This is a genomic window from Streptomyces kurssanovii, from assembly GCF_040677245.1.
GTDB lineage: Bacteria > Actinomycetota > Actinomycetes > Streptomycetales > Streptomycetaceae > Streptomyces > Streptomyces kurssanovii.
Map to the genome: position 1 here is coordinate 52,765 of NZ_JBFAQK010000006.1, position 21,785 is coordinate 74,549.

Annotated in this window: 23 protein-coding genes and 2 pseudogenes; 6 read left to right on the forward strand and 19 right to left on the reverse strand. The window is 69.2% G+C overall.

Annotated features, from left to right (window positions below; genetic code table 11):
- Position 1: 1 nt before the first annotated feature.
- From AB0K36_RS07105 to AB0K36_RS07145, 9 genes and pseudogenes are all read right to left on the reverse strand, one after another.
- Positions 2–466, reverse strand: coding sequence for a GNAT family N-acetyltransferase (locus tag AB0K36_RS07105; protein WP_364589414.1), 465 nt, complete (start codon positions 464–466; stop codon positions 2–4).
- A gap of 44 nt (positions 467–510) precedes the next feature.
- Complete coding sequence (locus AB0K36_RS07110; RefSeq protein WP_364589417.1) at positions 511–1,362, reverse strand: DUF6879 family protein; 852 nt, start codon at positions 1,360–1,362, stop codon at positions 511–513.
- A 153-nt stretch (positions 1,363–1,515) separates the two neighbouring features.
- Entirely contained in the window at positions 1,516–2,493 is a 978-nt protein-coding gene (locus AB0K36_RS07115; protein WP_364589420.1) for an SCO2521 family protein, read from the reverse strand.
- A gap of 1 nt (position 2,494) precedes the next feature.
- Complete coding sequence (locus AB0K36_RS07120) at positions 2,495–3,457, reverse strand: SCO2522 family protein (protein WP_364589422.1); 963 nt, start codon at positions 3,455–3,457, stop codon at positions 2,495–2,497.
- A complete protein-coding gene (locus AB0K36_RS07125; RefSeq protein ID WP_364589425.1) occupies positions 3,454–4,371 on the reverse strand; it encodes an SCO2523 family variant P-loop protein in 918 nt (305 codons plus the stop codon). The genes AB0K36_RS07120 and AB0K36_RS07125 overlap by 4 nt, the downstream gene beginning before the upstream one ends.
- A 490-nt stretch (positions 4,372–4,861) precedes the next feature.
- Entirely contained in the window at positions 4,862–5,560 is a 699-nt protein-coding gene (locus tag AB0K36_RS07130) for a restriction endonuclease (protein ID WP_364589428.1), read from the reverse strand.
- Between the two features lie 1,065 nt (positions 5,561–6,625).
- Positions 6,626–6,968: pseudogene (locus AB0K36_RS07135) on the reverse strand (helix-turn-helix domain-containing protein); the annotation flags it as partial.
- Positions 6,961–7,389 carry a hypothetical protein gene (locus tag AB0K36_RS07140; protein WP_364589431.1) on the reverse strand — a complete coding sequence of 143 codons (429 nt, stop codon included), beginning with the start codon at positions 7,387–7,389 and terminating at the stop codon, positions 6,961–6,963. The pseudogene AB0K36_RS07135 and the gene AB0K36_RS07140, both read right to left, overlap by 8 nt.
- 1,195 nt (positions 7,390–8,584) lie before the next feature.
- Positions 8,585–9,280 carry a helix-turn-helix domain-containing protein gene (locus AB0K36_RS07145; protein WP_364589434.1) on the reverse strand — a complete coding sequence of 232 codons (696 nt, stop codon included), beginning with the start codon at positions 9,278–9,280 and terminating at the stop codon, positions 8,585–8,587.
- A gap of 54 nt (positions 9,281–9,334) precedes the next feature.
- On the opposite strand from AB0K36_RS07145, the gene AB0K36_RS07150 reads away from it, so the two are divergent.
- Together AB0K36_RS07150 and AB0K36_RS07155 are read left to right on the forward strand one after the other, a co-directional pair.
- On the forward strand, positions 9,335–9,706 hold the full coding sequence (locus tag AB0K36_RS07150) for a DoxX family protein (RefSeq protein WP_364589436.1): 372 nt from the start codon (positions 9,335–9,337) through the stop codon (positions 9,704–9,706).
- A 69-nt stretch (positions 9,707–9,775) separates the two neighbouring features.
- Positions 9,776–10,918, forward strand: coding sequence for an NAD(P)/FAD-dependent oxidoreductase (locus tag AB0K36_RS07155; protein ID WP_364589438.1), 1,143 nt, complete (start codon positions 9,776–9,778; stop codon positions 10,916–10,918).
- 376 nt (positions 10,919–11,294) lie between these two features.
- Here AB0K36_RS07155 and AB0K36_RS07160 read toward each other — a convergent pair whose 3' ends face one another.
- From AB0K36_RS07160 to AB0K36_RS07185, 6 genes and pseudogenes are all read right to left on the reverse strand, one after another.
- Entirely contained in the window at positions 11,295–11,705 is a 411-nt protein-coding gene (locus tag AB0K36_RS07160) for a hypothetical protein (protein WP_364589440.1), read from the reverse strand.
- 560 nt (positions 11,706–12,265) lie between these two features.
- On the reverse strand, positions 12,266–12,985 hold the full coding sequence (locus AB0K36_RS07165; protein ID WP_364589442.1) for an SGNH/GDSL hydrolase family protein: 720 nt from the start codon (positions 12,983–12,985) through the stop codon (positions 12,266–12,268).
- On the reverse strand, positions 12,982–13,449 hold the full coding sequence (locus tag AB0K36_RS07170) for a cupin domain-containing protein (protein ID WP_364589444.1): 468 nt from the start codon (positions 13,447–13,449) through the stop codon (positions 12,982–12,984). The genes AB0K36_RS07165 and AB0K36_RS07170 overlap by 4 nt, the downstream gene beginning before the upstream one ends.
- Positions 13,450–13,532: 83 nt before the next feature.
- Positions 13,533–14,366, reverse strand: coding sequence for an AraC family transcriptional regulator (locus AB0K36_RS07175; protein WP_364589447.1), 834 nt, complete (start codon positions 14,364–14,366; stop codon positions 13,533–13,535).
- A gap of 48 nt (positions 14,367–14,414) precedes the next feature.
- Positions 14,415–14,558: a cupin domain-containing protein gene (locus AB0K36_RS07180; RefSeq protein WP_364589795.1), complete on the reverse strand. Its 144-nt coding sequence runs from the start codon at positions 14,556–14,558 to the stop codon at positions 14,415–14,417.
- Between the two features lie 59 nt (positions 14,559–14,617).
- Positions 14,618–14,989, reverse strand: a pseudogene (locus AB0K36_RS07185) (hypothetical protein); the annotation flags it as partial.
- 19 nt (positions 14,990–15,008) lie between these two features.
- Here AB0K36_RS07185 and AB0K36_RS07190 point away from each other — a divergent pair.
- The 3 genes from AB0K36_RS07190 (at position 15,009) to AB0K36_RS07200 (ending at position 16,352) form a co-directional block, all read left to right on the forward strand.
- Complete coding sequence (locus tag AB0K36_RS07190; RefSeq protein ID WP_364589450.1) at positions 15,009–15,233, forward strand: hypothetical protein; 225 nt, start codon at positions 15,009–15,011, stop codon at positions 15,231–15,233.
- A gap of 98 nt (positions 15,234–15,331) precedes the next feature.
- Positions 15,332–15,790, forward strand: a complete 459-nt coding sequence (locus AB0K36_RS07195; RefSeq protein WP_364589452.1) for a CBS domain-containing protein — start codon at positions 15,332–15,334, stop codon at positions 15,788–15,790.
- Between the two features lie 160 nt (positions 15,791–15,950).
- Positions 15,951–16,352 carry a hypothetical protein gene (locus tag AB0K36_RS07200; protein ID WP_364589455.1) on the forward strand — a complete coding sequence of 134 codons (402 nt, stop codon included), beginning with the start codon at positions 15,951–15,953 and terminating at the stop codon, positions 16,350–16,352.
- Positions 16,353–16,417: 65 nt separating this feature from the next.
- Here the strand turns inward: AB0K36_RS07200 and AB0K36_RS07205 are convergent, their stop codons facing one another.
- The 4 genes from AB0K36_RS07205 to AB0K36_RS07220 all read right to left on the reverse strand — a co-directional run bounded on the left by AB0K36_RS07205 (position 16,418) and on the right by AB0K36_RS07220 (position 20,505).
- Entirely contained in the window at positions 16,418–17,461 is a 1,044-nt protein-coding gene (locus tag AB0K36_RS07205) for a LacI family DNA-binding transcriptional regulator (protein WP_364589458.1), read from the reverse strand.
- Between the two features lie 73 nt (positions 17,462–17,534).
- Positions 17,535–18,371, reverse strand: a complete 837-nt coding sequence (locus AB0K36_RS07210) for an ATP-binding cassette domain-containing protein (RefSeq protein WP_364589461.1) — start codon at positions 18,369–18,371, stop codon at positions 17,535–17,537.
- Positions 18,368–19,387 (reverse strand): ABC transporter permease, encoded by a 1,020-nt coding sequence (locus tag AB0K36_RS07215; protein ID WP_364589464.1) that lies wholly within the window; start codon positions 19,385–19,387, stop codon positions 18,368–18,370. Before AB0K36_RS07215 ends, AB0K36_RS07210 begins: the two co-directional genes overlap by 4 nt.
- A gap of 104 nt (positions 19,388–19,491) precedes the next feature.
- Positions 19,492–20,505, reverse strand: coding sequence for a sugar ABC transporter substrate-binding protein (locus AB0K36_RS07220; protein ID WP_364589467.1), 1,014 nt, complete (start codon positions 20,503–20,505; stop codon positions 19,492–19,494).
- 276 nt (positions 20,506–20,781) lie between these two features.
- On the opposite strand from AB0K36_RS07220, the gene AB0K36_RS07225 reads away from it, so the two are divergent.
- Positions 20,782–21,744, forward strand: a complete 963-nt coding sequence (locus AB0K36_RS07225; protein ID WP_364589469.1) for a carbohydrate kinase family protein — start codon at positions 20,782–20,784, stop codon at positions 21,742–21,744.
- The last annotated feature ends 41 nt before the right edge of the window (positions 21,745–21,785 follow it).

Consider the following 21,785-nt stretch of genomic DNA (forward strand, 5'->3'; position numbering starts at 1 on the left):
GCTATTGGATCCGGCGGTGTGCCTCACGGACCATCACCAGGCGGTCCTGGCCCGGCCCGAAGTAGTCGCGGTACTGCTCGGCGAGGCGGAAACCCGCCGCCTGGTACAGCCGCAGAGCGGGGTGGTTGTCCGGCGCCACGCTGACCCGGACCGCGCAGGGTTCCCGGTCGTCGTCCGCGAGGTCCAGCACGGCGTCGAGCAGGCGGCGCCCGTGGCCCTGCTGCCGGTGGGCTCGGTCGACCGCGAGGGCGAGCAGCCACGACCGGCCGTTGCCGTCGCCGGCCAGGAGCACGTAGCCGTACAGCCCCCCGGCGTCGGCGGCGACCAGCATGTGGCGGCCGTGGACGTCGAACAGCTGGCGCAGCGTGAAGTAGGGATAGCTGAGGCCGGGGAACGTGTGCGCCTCGAGGGCCGCAATGGCCGGCAGGTCCCTCTCGACCGCAGGTCGCACCTGTCCGTGCTGCATGTCCCCCTCCCCCGGTGTGCAACCTGGTGCCGGGCCGCCGTCCTTCACTGGCCGGCCTCCCAAAGCGTCCTGAACTGCTGGACGCGGTGGGCGATCCGGTCGGAGTGCAGGTCGATGGCCGTCCTGGCGGCGACTCCACGCAGGTCAAAGCTGATCTCGTAGGAGAGCGACTCGTCGAAGACGATGAAGTCGTCGATCCCGGCCAGCCGAACTTTGGGCGCCAGTCCGGAGAGGGCCAGCACCCGCACGTCTATGCCGATGTTCTGCTGTTCCGCGCGGAGCCGACTCAGTTCGGGGAGGTCGTGCTCCGGTTCCTCGATGATGAACAGCCTCCGGATCCGCACATCACGTTCGATCGCGTCGCGCTGCGCGCACAGGTACCGGGCGCCGAGTTCGCTTCTCCAGAGGTCCCGGTCGGCTTCGCCCCAGGTGCTGGTGGCGTCGATGGTCAGGGCGGCGCAACCCGTGAGCGTCATGATCCAGTCGTGGTCTCCCTCACGGTAGGCGACCTCCTGGCCGAGGTCCTCCATCAGTGCGGCGAGCCGCATGATCTCCACGCGGACGAAGTCCTGCACGATCGCCGGGGCGAGGGTCCCGGCGGTCGCCGCACTGCGGACCAGCCGAGCCACCGCTTCCCGCGGCAACGCCGAACGATCGACCAGGTCGAAGAGTTCGGTGATTTCGTTGAGGCGGGCAAGGCCGCCCGTCACCATCTCTTTCATCTCGCAGGTGTGCGTGGCGAGCGTCTCCTCGACGGAGGTGAGCCGGCTCGTGAAGCCGTTCATGAGCGGGACCATCAGCGCCGCGCCGCCCATGAGGGTCGAGACGGTCAGCTTCCAGACTTCGGGCTGCTCGGTGAGGCTGGTGAGCAGGTAGCCGACTCCCCCGACCAGCACGGCGTTCAGTGTCCTGAGCAGAATCGGCGGGCGGTGCGGAACGGGAAGTGCAGCGGCATCAGGCGTGTTCGACGGTCGAGCCATGTGTCGTGATCTCCTCGGAGGGATGGTGCGCGTCCGGACCCGAAAACAGAGCCCGCCCGTCGGTGGCGGTCAGGGCGGCAGCTCGGTGACGGTCTGCAGGGCCAGTTGGTCCCTGATCCTTTGCACCAGGAGCTGCCACTGCCTGGTGAATCCGGGCTCACGCTCCAACACCTCCCACAGCGGGCGCAGGGGCTGGTCCACGCGCGCTGCCGGCATCCACAGGTGCATCAGGTGGTCGACGGCGGGGCGCAGCGCCGTCAGCGCGTTTCGCCCGTCGGTCGAGCCGAGCCGGCTGCGCTCTACCATCCTGACGAGGGTGGTGAGCAGCCAGTCGTGCAGGGCAAGGTCATGGCAGAGCCCCGCGGCGGCGACGGCAGGGATGTCCGTGGGCAGCCGTAGCTCCGCCGTCCGCAGTCCGTTCCCGGCGAGGGTGAACTGCTGCAGAACGGGACCCTCGCCGTCAGCGGCCCGTAGCGCCACCCAACGCAGCCGAGTGGTCCGTGACTTGAACGGCGGTTGCCTGTCGAGTGCAGGGTTCCGCAGCACCCGGGTGAGCGAACGGCCGACGATCGTTCCCAGGTCGAGGTCACCGGGGCGGGGTCCGTCGCCGAGGCAGCCGTCGGCGACATCCCGCACGGGAAGCGTGCCGAACGGCTCGAGGACGCCGGTGCGGGCCAGGTAGTGGCCCCAGCGGCGGCGCTGGCCGGGGCCGTCGGCGGTGACCGTGCAGTGGGCGCCGACCTGGAGCAGGCGGCCCTCGGTGAGCGTGGCGCGGGCGGTCACGGTGCCGACGGCACGGATCTTGGCGCCGGAGGCGGAGGGCAGGTGGCAGTCGACCCCGGTCGGTACGTCGGACGACCGGATGTACAGGTTGGGTCGCTCGGAGATCAGGACTCGCTCGTCTGCCCGCCACCGCAACAGATCGGCGGCGTCACACCCGGTCAGTGCCTGGCGGTGCGGCAGCAGGCAGGTGTGCACCTCGCCGAAGACCAGCACCGGCTCCGAGTTCTGCTCGGTGCGCTCGCCGGTGGCGGCGGGCCCGGCCATGTCAGGGCCCCTCGTGGAAGACATAGGAGATGCGGTCGGAAATCTCCTCGGGTACCGGAAGGCCCTCGCGGAGGGCGCGCTCGCGGACTTGGTTGAGAGCGTGCGGCTCGACGTCCACCTGGTCGAGGACGACCCGCACCGCATGTTCGACCGGCAGGAGGCGGGACGGCAGGACGGAGCAGGTGCGGTAGGCGGAGAAGGGCGCAGCGGAGGGGTTGAGCCGGGTCACGGGCGGCAGCGCGTCCCAGTCGTTCGGAAAGTCCTCGCCGACCGTCCACTGCACGGGCTGGAGAACAGGTTCGCCGAGGTGCCGCAGCAGGCCGAGCCTGGCCAGCTGCCAGACGGCGGCCAAGAACGAGCACGACCAGACGCGCCGGCCGTCGCGCTCGTCCCAGAGTTCGGCGTCGAGGAAGACCGAGTGGCGCCGAGCGGTAGTCTCGGCCGGCGGCTGCCAGTCGGCGGCATCGGCCATCGCCGCGGCGGTGCGCGTGTCCGGGGTGCGGCGGCCGTTGGCCAGCCAGCCGGTCTGCCCGGCCGGGGGCCGGGAGCCGTCACTGCCAGGGGGCGGCGACTCGACCAGGCGTGCCTGGACTCCTTCGGCGACGGGGACGCCGTCCGCGACGGCGCAGCCGGACTCGCGGGCCAGGTAGTCGATGACGAGGCCGGCCCGTTCGGCCTCGGCGAGCAGGACGGGAAGGAGTGCTGCGGGGGTGGCGCAGGAGGTGCAGTATTCGTCCACCAGGAAGCAGGTGCTCACCCGGGGCCTGCGGCCGCCGGCGGCGGCAACAGTGCGCGCGGTGTCGGCCCAGGGCCGGACCCGGGCGAGGTGCTTGCGCAGCCGTTCCGGACCAGCCTCGAAGTCCTCCATGGAGAGGTGGCCGAGTTCCAGTGACACATGGGCGAGGGGCAGCGCCTGGGTGCGCGGCTCGGCGGTCGTCTCCCTGAAGACGGCGGCGTCGGTCACGGTATCCCCCAGGCGTCGTCGTCGGTGAGCTTTCCGGCCAGGTCCTGGAACGCCTTCAGCGTCTCCGGTCCGGCGACCCAGCTGGAGAGCACGTCCTCGTCGGTGATGAGCTGTTCGCGCCACTGGAGCAGGGGTTCGAGCGGCACGGAGCCGAGCATCGCGCTGTAGCCGACGCCGCGGTCGGCGGCGAGCCGGAGGAGGCCTTCGTCGCATGCGCGCATCCACGCGGACTGGGAGGGCGGTGCCAAGGACCACGGCGGCGTTTCAGGGTCGGGCACGGCGGCCCGTACGAACCGTATGTTGCCGCGCAGTTGCTCGACGTCGTGACCGCGGGCGGCGCCGGCGCTGAGGATGCCGCGTGGGCCGAAGGCGAACCCTGATGCGGCGACCACGTGCTGGTGGGTCCAGCGGTGATGGATCAGCCACCGGGCGCCGATGCCGTGGAACTCGGGTCGTGCGGTGACCTCGAGTGCCAGGTCGACTGCGTAGCTGCGGCCGGCGCTGAGGTCGACCAGCACCACGTCGAATTCGCTGTGGAGCCGCAGGAAGAGGTCGATGCAGCGGATCACGGAGTCGTTGTCGACGGCGAACTCGCCGCCGCTGCGGTCGCCGGGGAGGAATTCGAGGCTGCCGGAGCCAGCGGGCCGGCGGCGCAGCGCCTGGTGCTCGGTATGCGCCCAGACGTCCAGCCGGACCGGCTCGTGCACCTGCCCCTGGAGGTAGGAGTGGAGGCCGCCCTGGCCGATGCCGCCCAAGGCGCTCGGTACGTCGAAGATCGCCGCGACAGTGGGTGAGCCGAAGTCGAAGTCCAGGTAGCAGACGTCGTCGCCGGCCAGGGCACGGCGGAAGGCGATGTTGGCGCTGGTGACCGAGCGGCCGGTGCCGCCCTTGTCCGAAGCAGAGAAGACAATCACCGTTCACTCCCCCGAAAGGCGGCGCGCCTGCCCCGCGCCAGGCTGTCGAGCTCGGCCAGGACCCCCAGGATGAGTGCCAACGCGGTGTCGGACCGGCCGCTCCGCGTCGTCGACGCTACTGAAGCCTCCCCCTTCACCCCAGTCCCATTCACCGTCTCAAACGAATGGCGTGACACCGCCTGCCATATATCAAGCAGGTGCTGGCGCGGCTTGATCTGCATCCTTACCCCTCGCGAGGATCTCCCGCGGTCCGGCCACGAGGATATCCGCCCCTTGTGCTTCCGATGGGCCTCGTAACAGTTGCCGCCTGCCCAGCCGTTCGCACCGGAGGACCCTCCGCCGCATTCCCGAGTCCGATGACGCACCCTTTTCGGCAAGCGGTCATTCCCCTGCGGACTCGATGTGCATGAACTTCTCCGAGCGCGGTCGTCCGGCTCCTCGCTCAGGCTTTCCGTCTTTCCGTCTCGCCGCTCACGGGCCCGGCATGAGGTCACTTGGAGTAGGTCTGTTTCCAGCGTGACCGGTGACTGGCTCCTCCTTGTCCGCGTCCGTTGACTTCGGCCAGCGACAACAGCGGTGTCCCGTTGTTCCACAGGCCGAGGAAGTCACGGTGCAGTGTGAGGATCTGGTGGCCGACAGCGAACGCTTCAGCCTGGCGGCTGAAGCGTGTGGTGGCGACGAAGATGGCCACATCGGCAGCGAAATGCACCTTCGCTCCGAGCAGATCGCGTACTTCGCGGCTGGCGATCGTTCGGTGGGGTGCGTATCGCTTGCACTGGATCACCATGCTCCGGCCGTCTGGCAGTCGACCGAGTACATCGGCTCCGTTGTCCCCGGTACCGCCGACTGTGCGTACCTGTGTGCAGCCGTCACGGCGGCACAACTCTGCGACCACTTCCTCGAACTGAGTTCCGGACAGTGTGTCGATCACAGCCAGAGTCCGCTGTCCCGCTGCGATCTGCTCCTGCCGTCTCCACGTGGCGTCCTTGCTGCGCAGCAGCCTGTCAGTGCGCCATAGCCGCCAGGCCATCCAGCCGACTCCCGCGGCGGCCAGGACTGAGCCGATATACAGCCAGATCAGGGGTCGCAGCAAGACCAGCAGGATCAGTGCAGCGAGCGCGCCCGCTGCCGCCTTGTACCGGGCGGTGCGGAGTCTGCGGGCAGTTCTGCTTCTGCGTTTGGCCGCCATGTACGCCCCCTCTTGCGCCGGGCCGGATGGTTCCTCCCTTCTGTGCAGTGTGGGCATGCTGAGCGGCTTCACCAGGTCGCGGTTCCGGCCATTGGCTTGAACTTCTCGTCCCCTGCAGGCGCCGATCGTTGTTCGGGGTGGTGGGCTCGCCTTGCTACAGGCCGAATTCGGCCGGTGCTGCTTGCCTCTGCGGACTGAGGCCGGAGCGGCGGCGGCGCAGGTTGCTCAACCACTGGTCGATCATTCCTCTGATCGACGATTTCTCGCGGCATCCGGCCTTCCCCGCCGCGTTCCTCTTCGGCATCGCCTACGCCGCCGGCACCGAGTACCACGAGCAAGGGCGGAAGGCGGTGGAGTACGGCGTCCGGCCGATTCGGGAGAAGAGGGTGACGCCTCTGATCGTTTTCATGACGGCCTCATGCGATGCCTGGCGTGGGAGGAGGAGCCGCGACTGCTGCCGATAGCCAACTACTTTCATGAGGTGGCCCACTCGGCGGCGACGGGCGGGGAGGCTTTGGGGGACGAGATCTACAGCAGGGACGTCCGCAGGGTAGTTACACGAGAGAGTCGCTCAACTTCGAGTATGAGGGCACCGGTTACGCCCAGACGTACAAAGGTGACGTGTGCATGGAGTGCGTGTACCGAGAGATCGACTACGGCCTCGACGGAGAAGTCTGGTTCGAGTGTGGCGACTGCGAAGGCACGAAGAAGGTTTCGATCCGGTCGGTGAGGACGAATCGGTCTGCACATTGGAGACGTGCCCCGGTTGCGGCGGCCTCGGCTTCTACGAAGGCACGACAGACGACCTTCCGTCTGACGCCAGGCGAGTGTTCGAATTCTGATCGACAGACCCTCGTCAGCCGATGGCCTGCGCGCGGGAGCGCAGGACCGGCGTCGGCTTGTTCGCCGTCGCCGTGGCCGCGGCGACCGCCCGTCTGTGATGCGTCGAGGGTGGCGTGGGCGAGTCGTCGGCCCGACTCCGGTTCTCGTCCCAACGGAACCGTGTTCTGAAGTTCCACGTGGAGATGCACGCGGAGTAGAACGCCGGCCGGCGTTCCGTCCACGCCACAACCGCTCGACCGAATCAGCAGGACCGGATGCCGGCTCGATCGCCAGCAGCGGCCGCAGCCGCTGGATGACGCGGCACACGGTCGCAGGAGAAACTCCGAACAGCGGCGCGAACTGCCACATGGTGAGGTTCGTCCGGTAATAGACGGCCACCAGCAGCACACGGTCCAACGGCAGATACCAGGTCCGTTTCCCGCCCCGCTCCGGAACCACGCAGCCGTTCGAACTGCCGCACCGCAAGCCCGGTGAACGTCCCCACCCACGACGGCCCAGCCCTCAACACCCCTCCCCTACAGGGGAAATGCCCGCGTCGCAGCCTTCTGCAACACCCTTCAGTCATGTGGGGTGAGCACCACATACGTGACTTGTGTCCCATCGTCCATGGCGCCTCTGAAAAATTGTTGATTCAGCAAGGGCGAGGTTGTGAGTACCGACGCTACGACACCGGCAGCCGAAGCGAGGAAACCCAGGACCGCAGGCGCCCCTTCAAGGAGCGCGTCTTCGATCGCTGCCTGGCCGGCCTCGGTAAGAACGTCGTTGACGAAATCATTGACTTCACTCGGCGGATCGTGGGGACCGTTGTAGATCTCCACGTAGTAGCCGTTCGCCTGACGTGCAGTGACCGTGATCCGTGCATCGTCTCGGATCATTTTCCCTTGCGGCGCCTCTGAAGGTATCGGGATCAAGGTGCCGTCGGGCTCGGGCGCAGATTCGAATCGGGTCGTGTCGCCGCTTGCCGGGTTGGGAAGTGCGTCCGCCATGTCAAACCTCCCATTCTCATGGGGCGGGCCTCGACGGGGGTCACTGATGACGTCTTGCCAGGGGTGATTGAATTTCTTCAACAGCAGTCAGTCGACCAGACGTTGCACTGGTGACCTGCTGCACGACGTTGCGGGACCAAGGCTGTCGCCCTGGACGGAGGCGTAGAACGGGAGTTCATTCGAGAGGGATGATTCCCGTAGGCTCTACGCCTCAGCATCCCCTGACCGAGGCGTTGGAGGAACATCCTTGGGGGCAGGGCGGCACGCAACCTCTTATACCAGGCGGACCCCTCAATTTCCGAACTGATGGCCTATATCAGCTTACCGCGAGGTTCTGCTCCTTGCAGGATGAGGTGACAGATTGGAGCGAAGCAGGCATGTGACTGATTTCTAGGGAGCGTGCGGTCACCCCGTGTTCCTTGTGTTTCTCGGGATTTGCCCAGAAGTCCTATTGCTCTTCTCATGAATTACTTCTGCGAAGGCGCGCAGAGATGCCGCCTCCTCGACGAAGAGGCTGGAGTCACGAGGTTCAAGCCAGCGGACGGCGGAGCTGAGACAGTCCGCTGGTGTCCCGCCGCTGACCTGCGCCGCGTCCAGCCGTGGCTACTGACACCACGCTCGCACAGACCCAAGGACGTGCGGTGGCGGTGCGAGGCGAAGAACATGGATGGCGCCGCCTACTGGCGCCCAGCGCCCGGGCGGGGTGTCCGACTCGTGCGGGCAGCGGCCTCGGTGCCTGACGCTTGGCCACGCACCATCCTCAGGTCGCCGCAGAGGCAGCAGCGGTGTGGGGCTGACCGCCGCAGTGGGGGCGCGTCAGCGTCGCTCGGCCACTCCGAACGCCTGCAAGCTCGACGTGCCACCAGAGCATTGGATGAACTGCTGGACCAGATACCCGACGGCGCCATCGGGAGGCGTCGGGCCGGTCAGCCCACACCGCACCACCGTCCTCCCGGGTGGGCGCGACGAAGGGTGCCGCAGTACATCACATTGGACAACTCCAGCGGATGGGCCGGATCCGGTCACCAACTCCGGGACAACGCGCATGGAGACAGGCAGCTAGGAGGGCACCTCACGCCATAAGGGGGCGTGGCGGCAAGGTGAGTTCGTTAGCCCAGGCCGGGGCTCTGCTGAAGGAGCGCCCCGAAAAGGATCGTCGTATCTTTGTAGAGAGTGCCCCGAAAACCTTGGGCGGCTAACAGCGTCGCAGGGAGGCGGGCGTACGCCCGATGAGATCCCGCGCAGTGCGAGTGAGGTGGGCCTGGTCGGCGAAGCCTGCGGTGGCTGCGGCCAGGGCGGCAGTCGAATCCGGCAGGGCGGCGATCGCGTTGCGGAGCCGGCCCCAACGGCGCAACCGGGCAAGCGTGATGCCCACGTCCTGCCGGACCAAGGCCCGCAGCCGAGGGGCCGACAGGCCGATCTCGATGGCGATGGAGGCGATGGGCATGTCCGGATCGCGCAACGTGCACAGGCCGACAGCGTGGGCGACTCTCGGATCGAGCGAGGCCGGGCGCCCAGCGAGTGTCCGCAACTCGGCGTATCCGGCCGCCAGGTCCACACCGGTGCCGGGGCCGTCGGAATCGGTGGCGCCGAGCGCGGCGAGCAAGCGGCGGACCTCGCCTGGACCGAGCGGTATCGGCCCTGGGCAGGACGGCAGCAGCCAGGGGTCGATGAACAGGGCGATGTAGGGCGAGGTCGCCGCACAGCTGTGGGCCAGTTGGGGCGGAACGATCAGCCCGGGCGCTGCCACCGTGGGCCTTCCCGGCTGGAGGAGTCGGGCGTGGCCGCCGATCGGCAGCACAGTTTTCCACGCGGGCAGCCGGTGTTGGGCGACGTGGAACGGGCGCGACTCGGCGAACATCGTCGCTTCCGTGCCGGAGGCGAAGACCATGCGGCGATCGTTTTGTTCAAGTGCCCAGGCATGAGGTGAACGGATCATCGTGCCATGCACGCTATCGCTGCCATCGCCTTGGCGTTGTTCCTGGTCGTCACAGGGGTCATGCATTTTGTGGCGCCCGGCTACTTCCCCATGCTGATACCCGCATGGCTCCGCCGGGAGCGGCTTCTCGTGGCCGTCAGTGGGGTGGCGGAGGTCGTGGTGGGTGCCCTGGTGCTGGTTCCGTGCAGCAGACGGGTCGGGGGTGGGGCTGCCGCTGTCCTGATCACCTGTTACCTGGTGTCCCACGTGGACGCGCTGTGCCGCGCGCGGCCGGACCGGCCCCGGCTGCTGGAGCGGCCGGCCGGTGGGGTGGCCCGGTTGGTGGTGAACGTGCTGTACATCGCCTGGGCAGTCGCCGTGGCCCGATCAGCGGCCTGACGCCCATGGTGGCGACCGATCGTCAGAGGTGGTGCCGAAGCCACCCGTAGTCCCAGAGGAAGTCATGCCATGAGTCATCGCGTCGTTGTCGTAGGTGCCGGTTACGCCGGTCTGCTGGCGGCAAAGCGCCTCGCCCACAAGCTGCGGCGCAGCGATGCCACCGTCACGTTGGTCAATGCCTCAGATCGGTTCGTGGAACGGGTCCGCCTCCATCAGCTCGCGGCCGGGCAACGATTGGCGGGGCTGTCGTTGCGGCAACAGCTCCGCGGTACATCCGTCGAGCTGGTCGTCGCACGCGTGACCGCGATCGACACCGCCGGCCGGACCCTGTGTATGGACGTCGCGCCCGGAGTGATCGGCTACGACACCCTGGTGTACGCGTTGGGCAGCCGGGGGCGGCTCGATGATGTTCCCGGGGCGGTCGAGCATGCCTACACCGTCGCCGACCTGGAGCATGCGACGCGGCTGAGGCACAGGGTTGCCGAGTTGGCGTCCGGCGGCACGGTTGCGGTGGTCGGCGGAGGGCTGACCGGGCTGGAAACCGCCTCGGAACTGGCCGAGAGCTATCCCGAGCTGCGAGTCCGGCTGCTCACCGGTGCCGATGACATCGGGTCCGGGCTCGTGGCCCGAGCCCGGACCCACCTGCGGCGCGCTCTGGACCGGCTGGACGTCTCCGTTCATCCGAAGACCGTCGTCGCCGCGGTGCGGAGGGACGGCTTGAATATCCGCGATGGCGCGCCGTTCGCCGCTGACGCGGTTGTGTGGACCACCGGGTTCCGTACACCGGAGCTGGCCCGCGCGGCGGGATTCGCCACGGACGAGAGCGGCCGGATACTCGTCGACGCCACTCTGCGCTCGGTCTCGCACCCAGAGGTGTATGCCGTCGGCGACGCGGCTGCCGGCGTGTCGGTGAGCGGGGCACCCAGCCGGATGTCCTGCCAGACAGCCCTGCCCATGGGCCGAGGCGTGGCCGATGTCATCGCGGCTCGGCTGATGGGTCGGGATCCAGGGCCCGTGCGGATCGGATACATCTTCACCAACATCAGCCTTGGCCGGCGTGACGGTGTCGTCCAGTTCACCCACGCCGACGACCGCCCGAGGAGGTTTGTCCTGACGGGACGCGCCGCGGCGGCCTTCAAGGAGACTGTCGTGCGAAGCACGGTACGTTCCGGCCCGCGCGGCGAGTTGGGCAGGGACGAGTCGGGTTCCTGAGCCAAAGCCTCATACCGCAGAGGATCTTGGGATCTCACCAGGCCCGCTCACGAACCGTACCAATGTCTGGGGGCGTTCACCTGTACGCGGCTGAGGAGCTGAGGTCGTACGCCGACACGGTGGCAGCTCGTGCCGGCGCGTTGTGCTGGGCACGCGTGCACCATCCGTCCCCGCGGCAAGGCACGCCGGGCCCTTGGCCGGGGTGGGTGAGGCCGGCCAGGGCCCGCGCCCCCTGCTCCGTATGTCAGGCGGCGGTCCACCGATGCGGCCGCGAGGGCGCGGCGCTCCACCAATGCCGGATCATCGAGGACCGTGTCCGGATCCTCGATACCGGCGGCGCCGGGGAGCACATCACTCCTGACAGTCGAGCCAACCCTCAACGGGTTCCCTCAGCGTGACGGTCAGTTCGAGAAAGGACTCCGGTGACGGATGCTGAGAACGGCTCTCGTTCGGTGCGCGGCAGCGATACCTCGACCAGTTTGCCGTCATAGATCATCCAAAGGCCGAAACAGTCGTCGTCCTCGTCTCGAACGAGGACTTGGACGGAGTGCGGGTCCGGCCATGCCACAGATTCCAAGTGGTTCAGCAGCCCGTGCCAGTTGTGGCGGATGAACTGGACAACCCACGTGTAACACTCATCGGACGGCATGCGCGACCCTTCGAACATGCCGTCATCCACACGCGTGAAGCATTGGTGCCAGTCCCGGCCCTCGTCGGGGCGGGTGAGAGGTTCCATGACCTCTTCAGCCCTTCGCGCCAGGACAATGACCTCGGTGTATCTACTCATCAGCCCATGATGATCGTGCCCCTTTAGAAGAAGACCGAGAAGACGATCACGCTTTGACGACAGGTCCTAGCGCGGGCGGTGTCGGCCGGGCGGCGGGAGCGCTCTTCCGCCGCGACTTCTCGGGGGTGAAACAATGCCCGGATGGCCTGCGCCCTCTCTGGTCGATGATGCCGAGTGCGGTGTCGGCACGGCCGCTGTGGGTGGTACTCGAGTCAGCCGCGCCGCTTCAGCTGCTTCGCGGTCACGCTGGACCTCAGGCAGCGGAGCCGCTCGCGTGCACCACTGCCCATCCCTGAGGATTTGCAGGGCTTTGTCGAAGCATTCGTGAACCGGTTGCGTTCGATGGACTGACGGCTCGCCACCCGGGCAGGGGACGTCGGTCTATGGTCCGAGGGGCTGACGCCGTTGGCGTGGCAGGCCCGGCGCGGTGCCGGGCCTGCTCGGCGGCCACCTCGTCATCGCCGGTGCCGGCGTGCTCGCCGCCAGCACCACTCGTCCGGCTCGCAGGCCACCTCCGCGCGCGGTGGACGGTGTCCAACCGGTCGCAGCGCCGGAACCAGCTACGCGCTGCCGGTCAGCAGACCGGTGTCGATGACCTCAGCGACAAGGGTGGCACCGCGGCTGTTCTGGTGGATGTGGTCGGTCGTGAGCACGAGACCTCGGCGCCGCGAGATCGTGTCGAGGCTGCGGCGCAGCAGGGCGTGCTGGAGGAGGACGCCGACGGCCGCTGCCAGCGTCACCTCCCGGTACGGAATCGGCGGCGGGTCCGCTTGGCGCAGTGCCTCGAGCTGGCGTTCGTGGAGCGGAAGGTAGGTCACCTCGTGGCCGGCGGCGACCTCGGCGATCATCCGGCTGTACGCCTGCGATGCCTGCGCCGCTGCTCCGTCGAGTTGTTGGCCGAGGACCGGGATCGAGAGCAGACCGATCGTCGCGTCGGTCTCCGCCCGCAGCCGTTCCACTACGGCTCCCAGGCACTGTTGGAACCAGCCGGCTGACGGGCGCGCGGGGAGCTGTTTGCGCTTCATGGCCTGCTCGACGGGGTAGCCGGCAAGGCTCGCTCGGGCGTCGTTGCTCCCGATCAGCACGGTGATCACGTCGGGCGGGTCCGCGACGACGGCGTCGAGGCGCTGCAGGAGGTTGTAGGCGAAGTCACCGTTGGCGCCGAAGCGGGCGGGCTGCAGGTCACCGGGAGGGTGGCGTCGTACAAGAAGGTCCAGGTAGTCGACGCTGAGCTGCGCGCGGGTGAGGCTGTCGCCGAGGCAGGCGATGCGTGTCGTCACGGCGCTTGCGGGCCGGGCGTGCCGACGCGTTCGGTCGGGCGGGTGTCGGTCCGAGGACGGTGTTCGGTGTCGACGCCGGCGGTGATGGTCAGGATGGACGTCGGCCCCGCCATGTCGACCGCGTGCCATACTCCGGCGGGGTTGATGGTGGCTTCGCCCGGCCCGAGCAGAACGCGGTCGGGCACCCCGTCGACGTCGCGGGTGACCGTCACCGACCCGCTGAGGCAAACGACGAGTTCGTCGCCGGCAGGGTGGTTCTCCCAATGGTCGCCGAGGCCGTCGCCGTCGAAGATCATCACCATCCGGCCCTCGGCGCCGTCTGCCGCGACAGCGGCGCTGTAGGCCTGGAGTACCTCGGGGTCCCAGGCGAAGTCCTCGACGGGTCTCGCTGTTGATCCCAGCCCGAGGTGTACGGGGGTGGTTCGCAGGTCGATTGCGTTGGGTTCGTGGTTGACGAGTCTCATGCCGACGATCGTCACGCGACAGCGATCGGGTGGTCTTGAAGGAATGGGAACACAAGCCGACGCGACGGGCGGTGGGTCGGCGTCTACCCGGTCCCGAGGAGGACCTCGCCGCGACGCCAGGCCGTTGGCGATCGGCCCGTGAACTCGCGCCAGTCCCGAACGAGATGGGCCTGGTCGGCGTAGCCGGAGATGGTCGCCACATCGGCCCATGGGGGCGGGTGCTGCGTCGTCGCCAGTTCGTGGGCGTGCTCGAAGCGCAGGACGCGGGCGAGGGTCTTCGGCGACAGGCCGAGTTCACCGCGGAACCGCTCGGTGAGGTGCCGACGGCTCCAGCCGAGTTCCGCGGCGACCGCTCCGACCTGGACGCAGCCCCGTGCGGCGACGAGGCGGCGCCAGGCCTCGGCCACCTCGGGGCGCACCCGGCGCATACGGTCGTCTCCGGCGGCACGGCCGACGGCTCGGAGGAGCAGTTCGTCCAGCGCGGTGAAGCGCGCCGCCCATGTCGTCGCCGTTCGGAGCCGGTCGACCAGCTCGGTGCCGAGCGCTCCGAGAAGCTCGTCGAGCGGGACCAGTCGGTGGGCGAGCACAGCGGCGGGCATGCCGTAGACGGCCCGAGCCCCGAGCGGTGTCAGCGATACCTGCACACCTTGCTGGCGTCCATCGTGGTGGACGGCGACGGACCGGCACATCAGACCGCCGGCCACGCTGCTGAATCGGGTGACCGGTGACCCGTCGTCAACGCCCGCCGCCATCTCGATGGGGTCTGACAGGCTGATCACCGCAGTGAGCAGGCGGCTCGGCGGCCCGCAGTGCACCCCCGTCGGGAGCCCGCGGAGGTCGAAACCGACATACGAGTCGACGTACTGCTGCAAGGCGGGCGCCGGACGTGCACCGATCCCGGCCGTGTGGTCCTCCACTCTTCTCAGTGTACGGAGCCGGCGAGCCCGGCAGGTCCACCCGAAGCGTCAGTGTCCCTTCTGTTCCAGGTCCTCGGGGCCCGATTCGCCGCCCAGTCGGTCGAGCCAACGGAACAGTTCCTCCAGGCCCCCTGGGGAGATGACTTCCAGCAGCCGGGCGCGGGTGTCCCCCGCGTTCCAGAACGTGTGCACTCGCCACGCGGCTTGAAGACGAGGTCACCGGGCCCGGCGACAACCTGCTCGTCCGCGAACCTCGCACCGACCGATCCCTCGAGGACGAAACCGAATTCGTCCTCCTTGGTGTGTCTGTGCACGGTCGCCGCAAGCACCTTCGGGGGCAGACGGTGCTCGACGAGCGCGAAACGCCCGCCCCAGTCGCGGCTGTTGATCAGAAAGCGGTCCCCGCACGCCCGCTCGGGCTGATAGAGCTCACCGTCCTCAGGACCCAGAATCCGACGCTCGATCATGGCGCCCACTCCCTTTCGAAAGGGATCTTCGGGTCGGTCCATCTCGACCATACGCGCACGCCCGGGGAGGTGGCAGAGGCCCGGACCGGTCGGGATTCCCGGTCTCCGCCCCCGGCGACCGGGCGGCTCCGCTGTGCGAGTGGCTGCCGTGCCCATGAGACGGCAGTCTTGATGTGTGGGTAGGGCGCCGATCGTCGTGCACCGGCCGTCACCGTCGGGCGGCCGGCGGGTGACGGTGCACCTGTCCGGCAGGGACGAGATCCTGGGCACCGCCTATTCCGATCACGACCTGGTGGTCTTCCTCGAGGCCGCAGGGATCGACGACCCGGACACGGTGATCGACGACCCGGGCATGGTGGAGTGGCGCGGCGGCCGGGCCCACGAGTGGACCGCCGCCTGACCCACACCGCGCTGACCTGGAACTGCGAGGCGGAACACAGCTCCGAGGGACTCGGACACGGCCCCGACTCGCAGGGACAAGGGTGAAGGAGGACGGCTGTGCGTGCGCGGGATCTTGCGGAGGCGTATCCGTTCGTGACCACCGACGACGGGGCGATGGACGCGGCCAGGATGCTGGCCGAGCGGTCGCTGCCGGCCCTTCTCGTCCTCGACGCCGACGGGCATCCCTACGCCATCGTTCCGGGTTCCCAGCTCGTGCGGCAGCTCGTGCCGCACTACGTCCTCGATGATCCGCGGCTCGCGGCTGTCGTCGACGAGCGGCCCGACACCGATGTGACCGAGCGGCTGGCAGGGCTCACCGCCGCGGAATGGGCGCCCCGGAGTGCTTTCCCGCCGCCGGTCGTAGGACCTGACGCCCGTCCGATGGAGGTCGCCGCGCTGATGGCCCGCACGCGAAGTCCGCTGGTCGCGGTGATCGAGCGCGACGCCGACGGCGTGCGCCTGCTGGGCACGGTCACGGCCGCCCGTCTCATGGCGCACTTCATCGGGGGTACGTGAACCGGGCGGACGAGTCTCGTCGCGCACGCGCGAAGCGGTCGGATCCGCCCGTTGCGCGACGCGGGTACGCCCAGCCCGCTCGACGTGCGGCAGCGGGCCGGCGGGCGGAGCCGGGTCGGCCACTTGACCTCAAGCGTGGCTGAGGTTTCAGGATCGAGTCATGACAGGACACGACGACGACATCCTTCTCTTCCGCAACACGATGCGCATCACCGACGGCCACCTGGAGAGCTTCCGCAGCGCCGTCACCAGAGCCGTGGACTTCGCACAGCGGCACGGGCCGCAGCTGATGGTGCAGACGTTCGTGGACGAGGAACAAATGCTCGCGCACAGCTTCCAGCTCTACCGGGACTCCGACGCGGTCCGCCTGCACTGGAAGCTCGCGGACCCGTACATCCAGGAGGTCATGGAGCACTGCCGGGTGGAGCACTTCGAGGTGTTCGGTGAGCCGGACGCCGACGTGGCGGCCGGACTGCGCTCGGCGCTCGGCGAGCACGGCGAGCTCAGGTTCTCTCCCCGCCTCGCGGGCTTCGACCGCTTCACCCCGGCGCCTCCGGCGTAGTCGGCGCGTCTGGACGGGCCCGGGCGCGCCCACCGTGGGGCCCCCCGTCGCCGCTGCGGCCTTGTTCAGCCGCCCGCTTCCGCCGATGCGCGGGCACGCCGTGGCGGCCGGCTGGAACCGCGGACGACCAGGCGCGTGGGGACGGTGACGGTACGGGCCCGGGAGCGGTCGCCGTCCAGGCGGGCGAGGGCGGTCCGGGCCGCCGCTTCACCGATGGCGGCCGGATCCTGCGCCACGACCGTCAACGCCGGTTCCAGCACCTCGGCCAGCGGAAGGTCGTCGAAGGCGACCAGGGCGACGTCCTTCCGGCCGGCGCGGGTCAGTTGGGCGACCACACCCATGGCCACGATGTTGTTGCCCGCGAACAGGGCGGTCGGCGGATCGGCGAGGCCCAGCAGTTGGGTGGTCGCTGCAGCCGCGGTCTCCTGGCCGTGGGCGCCGGTCACCAGAGTGCGGTCGTAGGGCAGTCCCGCTTCCTCCAGCGCCGAGGTGTAACCGGCGAGCCGCTCACGCCGGGTGTAGAGCTTCGCGGGCAGGTCACCGATGAAGCCGATGCGCCGGTGGCCTTGCGCGACGAGATGGGAGACGCCCTCGTGGACGCCGGTCCGGTTGGAGCTGACGACACAGTCGGTGGACAGGCCGACCCCGGGGCGGTCGAGGAACACGATCGGAAGGCCGGCCGCGCGTGGCACCTTGAGGTGGCGGTGGTCGGCGCCGAACGCCGGGACCACCATCAGGATGCTGACACGGCGGGCCAGGAAGGTCTCGGTCAGCACCCGTTCCCGTTCGGGATCCTCGGCGGACGAGCCCATGAGCAGCGTCAGCCCGCGGCTGCGGACCGCGTCCTCCATCCCGCCGGCGACCGTTCCGAAGAACGGGTTGCCCAGGTCCGGCACGACCAGGCCCACGGTGGTGTCGGGGCCTCCTACGCGGATGTTCCGGGCCATCAGGTTGGGCTGGAAGCCGAGTTTCGCCACCGCCGCGTGGACGCGCTCCCGGGTCTGCGGGGAACTCGGACCGTCCTCGTTGAGCACCCGGGAGACCGTCTTGGCGCTGACACCCACTTCGCGGGCGACGTCGGCCAGTGTGGGGCGGCGGGTCGCGGCCATGTACCACCGTTCCTGTGCGTTCGCCGGGCCCGGCCCGTCCCGGCCGGGCCCGCTGTCTTCTCTGAGTGCTGACTCAGTGGGCTGACACGCCTGCCGCCCTGGCGGCGTCGGCGTCGGTGACGACGGTACCTCCGTCGCTCTTCACCGTGAGCGCCCCGGTCATGATGGCGACCACCTCGGCCATGGAGTGGTCGGAGGGCTTGATCAGTGCCTCGCGCCGCCCGAGCCGGTGGACATGGATCCGGTCGGCGATCTCGAACACGTGGGGCATGTTGTGACTGATCAGGACGACGGGCATGCCCTTGTCGCGGACCCGGCGGATGAGGTCGAGCACCTGTCCCGACTCCCTGACGCCCAGCGCCGCCGTGGGCTCGTCCATCACGACGACGCTCCTGGCCCAGGCCACGGCGCGGGCGACGGCCACGGCCTGGCGCTGGCCGCCGGAGAGGGTCTCCACCGCCTGGGTGAGCGACCGCAGCCCGATCTTCAGATCGGCCATGTGGGCGGCGGCCTCCTCCCGCATCCGCTTCTTGTCGAGCAGGCGGAACGCGCTGCCGAGGACGCTGGGGCGGCGCAGTTCCCGCCCGAGGAACATGTTGGAGGCGATGTCCATGGAGGCCGCGACGGCGAGGTCCTGGTACACGGTCTCGATGCCGTGCTCGCGCGCGCTCTGCGGGCCGCTGAACCGGATGGGCTTCCCGCCCAGTCTGATCTCGCCCTCGTCGGGGACGATCGCGCCGGTCAGCGCCTTGATCAGGCTGGTCTTGCCGGCTCCGTTGTCGCCGATGACAGCGAGGACCTCGCCGGGCATCAGGTCGAAGTCGGCACCGTCGATGGCGGTCACATGGCCGTACTTCTTGACCAGGCCGCGGGCCTGGAGGACGGGGGTCGCGGACGTGTCGGTGCTCATCGCGCCTTCTTCCGGGAGATCTGGTCGACGGTCACGGCGAGGATGACGAGGATGCCGGTGATCAGCGTCTGGTAGATCGACGCGACGCCCATCAGCTGGAGCCCGTTGCGGAAGACACCGACGATCAGAACGCCGATGAAGGTGCCGAGGACGGCGCCCCGGCCGCCGAACAGGCTGGTCCCGCCGAGGACGACGGCGGTGATGCTGTCGAGGTTGTCGGTCTGTCCGGCCTGCGGATCGCCCACGCCGGTACGGGAGACGAGCAGCAGGGCCGCGACGCCGTACACGAGCCCGGCGAGCGTGTAGACGCCGATGGTCAGCCGGGAGGTGCGGATGCCGTTGAGCCGCGCGCTTTCCGGGCTGTTGCCCAGGGCGTAGACGTGGCGGCCCCATGAGGTGCTGCTGAGTGCGTAGGCGAAGGCCAGGAACAGGGCGATGGTGACGAGGGAGCCGTAGGTGATGTCGGTCCGGCCCAGCGGGAAGGTCTCGCCGAGGGCGGTGAGCGGTGCCGGCAGATCGGTGACCGTCTGCTCGGCGGAGTAGATGTGCGTCAGTGCGAACGCCACGTTGAGCATGCCCAGCGTCACGATGAAGGGCGGCAGCGGGATCATCTGCACGAGCAGGCCGTTGAGGAGCCCGAAGCCGCCGCAGACCACCAGTCCGAGGGCGATCGCGGCGAGCGGGGGAAGCGTTCCCTGAGCTGCCATCTTGGCGATGACGATGCTGCCGAACGCCATGACGGCACCGCAGGAGAGGTCGATGCCGGCGGTCAGGATGATGAGGGTCTGGCCGATGGCGAGGGTGCCCACGACCATGACCTGCTGGACGATCAGGGAGAAGTTGCCGCCGGACAGGAACTGCTCGGTCGTCAGCGAGAAGAAGACACAGGCGAGCAGGAGCGCGGCCAGTGGGCCCGCGGTGGGTGTGGCGATCAGCCGGCGGACCGCGGTCGGTCCTTTCAGCTGGTCGTAGGGCGTGGTCGTGGGCGTGGTCGTGGGCGTGGTCGTGGCAGTCATGGTGGTCCTTGCCGGTGATGGATGCCGGAGGTGCGTGCCGGAAGCGGATACGCGGGGCTGGTGCCGGCGGTCGTCGCCGGTGCGTCGTGGCCCCACTGCGGGGCTCAGCCCCAGCAGTTCTCCAGGCCGTACGCGGTGTCCTTGGCGTCGGCGCCCGTGTGCTCCCGGTCGGTGATCAGGGTGACGCCGGTGTCGGTGTATCCGGAGGTCTTCTGGCCGGTCTCGGCGAAGTCCGCGACGGCCTTGACGCCGAGGGACGCCATCTTGAGCGGGTACTGCTGCGAAGTGGCGGCGATCTTGCCGTCCTTGACGGCCTTCGTGCCGGTGCAGCCGCCGTCGACGGAGACGACGAGCACCTTCTTCTCCAGGCCCTTGGCCTTCAGCGCGGTGTAGGCGCCGAGCGCGGCCGGTTCGTTGATCGTGTAGACGACGTTGATGCCGGGGGCCTTCTGGAGGCAGTTCTCCATGGCGGTCTGGCCCTTGGCCTGGTCGCCACCGGTGTCCTGGCTGCACACGATGGACGGGTCTCCCTCGGGGACGCCGAAGCCCTTGAGGAAGCCCTCGTGCCGCTGCATGCCGACTGCCACTCCGGGGGCCAGGTCGAGAGTGGCGATCTTCGCCTCCTTGCCCGCCATGGCCGCCTTCGCGTACCGGCCGATGAGTTCGCCGGCCTTGACGTTGTCGGTGGCGAACAGGGCGTCGGTGGCGTCCTGGGGCTCGGTCGGGCTGTCCAGGGCGATGACCAGTACGCCCTTGGCACGGGCCTTCTCGAGCGCCGGCACGATCGCCTTCGAGTCGTTGGGCGTGATGAGGATGCCCTTCACGCCGGAGTTGACCATGTTCTCGATCGCGGTGACCTGGCCGGCGTTGTCCCCGTCGAACTTGCCGGCCGCGCTGACCAGTTCCACTCCGCTCTCCTTCGCGGCCTGCTCCGCGCCCTCCTTCATCTTCACGAAGAACGGGTTGGTGTCCGTCTTGGTGATCAGGCCGACCTTCACCGGGCCACCGTCGGAGCCGCCCTGCGCGCCGGAGCCGCAGGCCGTCAGTGCGAGGGTCGCGGCGGCGGTGGCGGCCGCGACCCTGGCCAGGGTGGTGACGGCACGGTTGTTTCTGGGCATGACTGACTCCTGCTGGTTTCGGGCGGGGCGGCCGCGTTGTCCAACGGCTCTGCGGCGCCAGGAGATTGCTGCTCGAGCGGTGTCATCGTTGACCTATGTCATCGTTGACACCGCTTGCGGAGGATGATGGACTCCGGCTCCCGGCAACGTCAATGCCTTGACGCCGTCACAAATCCGCAACGCCGCGACAGCCGCCGCACTTCGGCGGCGCCGGCCCTCTGGCTCCCCCTCAGCGGCGCGCCGCCACCGCGCCGCCCTACCCGGAGAGAAACAGTCATGCGCCTGCCCCAGATCACCGTCCTCGGTGAGTGCGTCGCCGACGCCTTCACCGTCCCCGCGCCGGCACCGGACGAGCTCGCCCTGCGGGTCATGCCGGGCGGCGGTCCCGCGAACACGGCCGTGGCACTCGCCCGGCTGGGCACGCCCGCCCGCTTGCTGGCCCGGCTGTCCGACGACGTGTTCGGCCGGCTCTTCCGTGCCCGGCTGGAGTCCTCGGGCGTCGATCTGTCGCAGACCGTACGCGCCGGGGAGCCGAGCACCTTGGCCGTCGCCGAGCTGGACGCGGCGGGACAGGCGGCGTACTCCTTCCACGCGCAGGGCACCGCGGACTGGCAGTGGACGGCGGACGAACTGGCCGCGACAGACCTTGCGTCCACCACCTGCCTGCACTCCGGCTCACTGGCCCTCGTACGCGAACCCGGCGGCCGGGCCGTGGAGGAGTTCCTGGCCCGCGCCTCGGCCACCGCCACGATCTCCCTCGACCCCAACGTCCGGCCGCTGCTCGTGGCGCCCGAGGTCTACCGGGAACGCCTGCCGCGCTGGTGCGCGCTCGCCGACGTCCTGCGCGTGAGCGAGGACGACCTGGAGCTGCTGCTGCCCGGTCACCCGATCGACCGGGCATGCGACGTCTGGCACTCCGCGGGCGCCCGGCTCGTCGTCGTCACCCTCGGGGCACGCGGCGCCGTCGCCTCGCTGGACGGGGAACGGGTCACGGTCCCGGCGCCGCCCACCGCCGTCGTCGACACCGTCGGAGCCGGCGACTCCTTCACCGCGGGACTTCTCCACCACCTCGGGGCCAAGGGGCTGCTCGGCGGCCGGCTGACGGATCTGCGGGTCGACGACGTCATGGAGGCGTGTGCGTTCGCGGTCAGGGTGGCGGCTCTGACCTGCTCGGTCAGCGGGCCGAACCCGCCGTGGGAGCGCGAGGTGCGGCAGCCGGCGACCTCGGTCGGGACGTAGCGCGTCGATCCCGCCCGTCCCGGCGGCTCTGCCGGAACCAT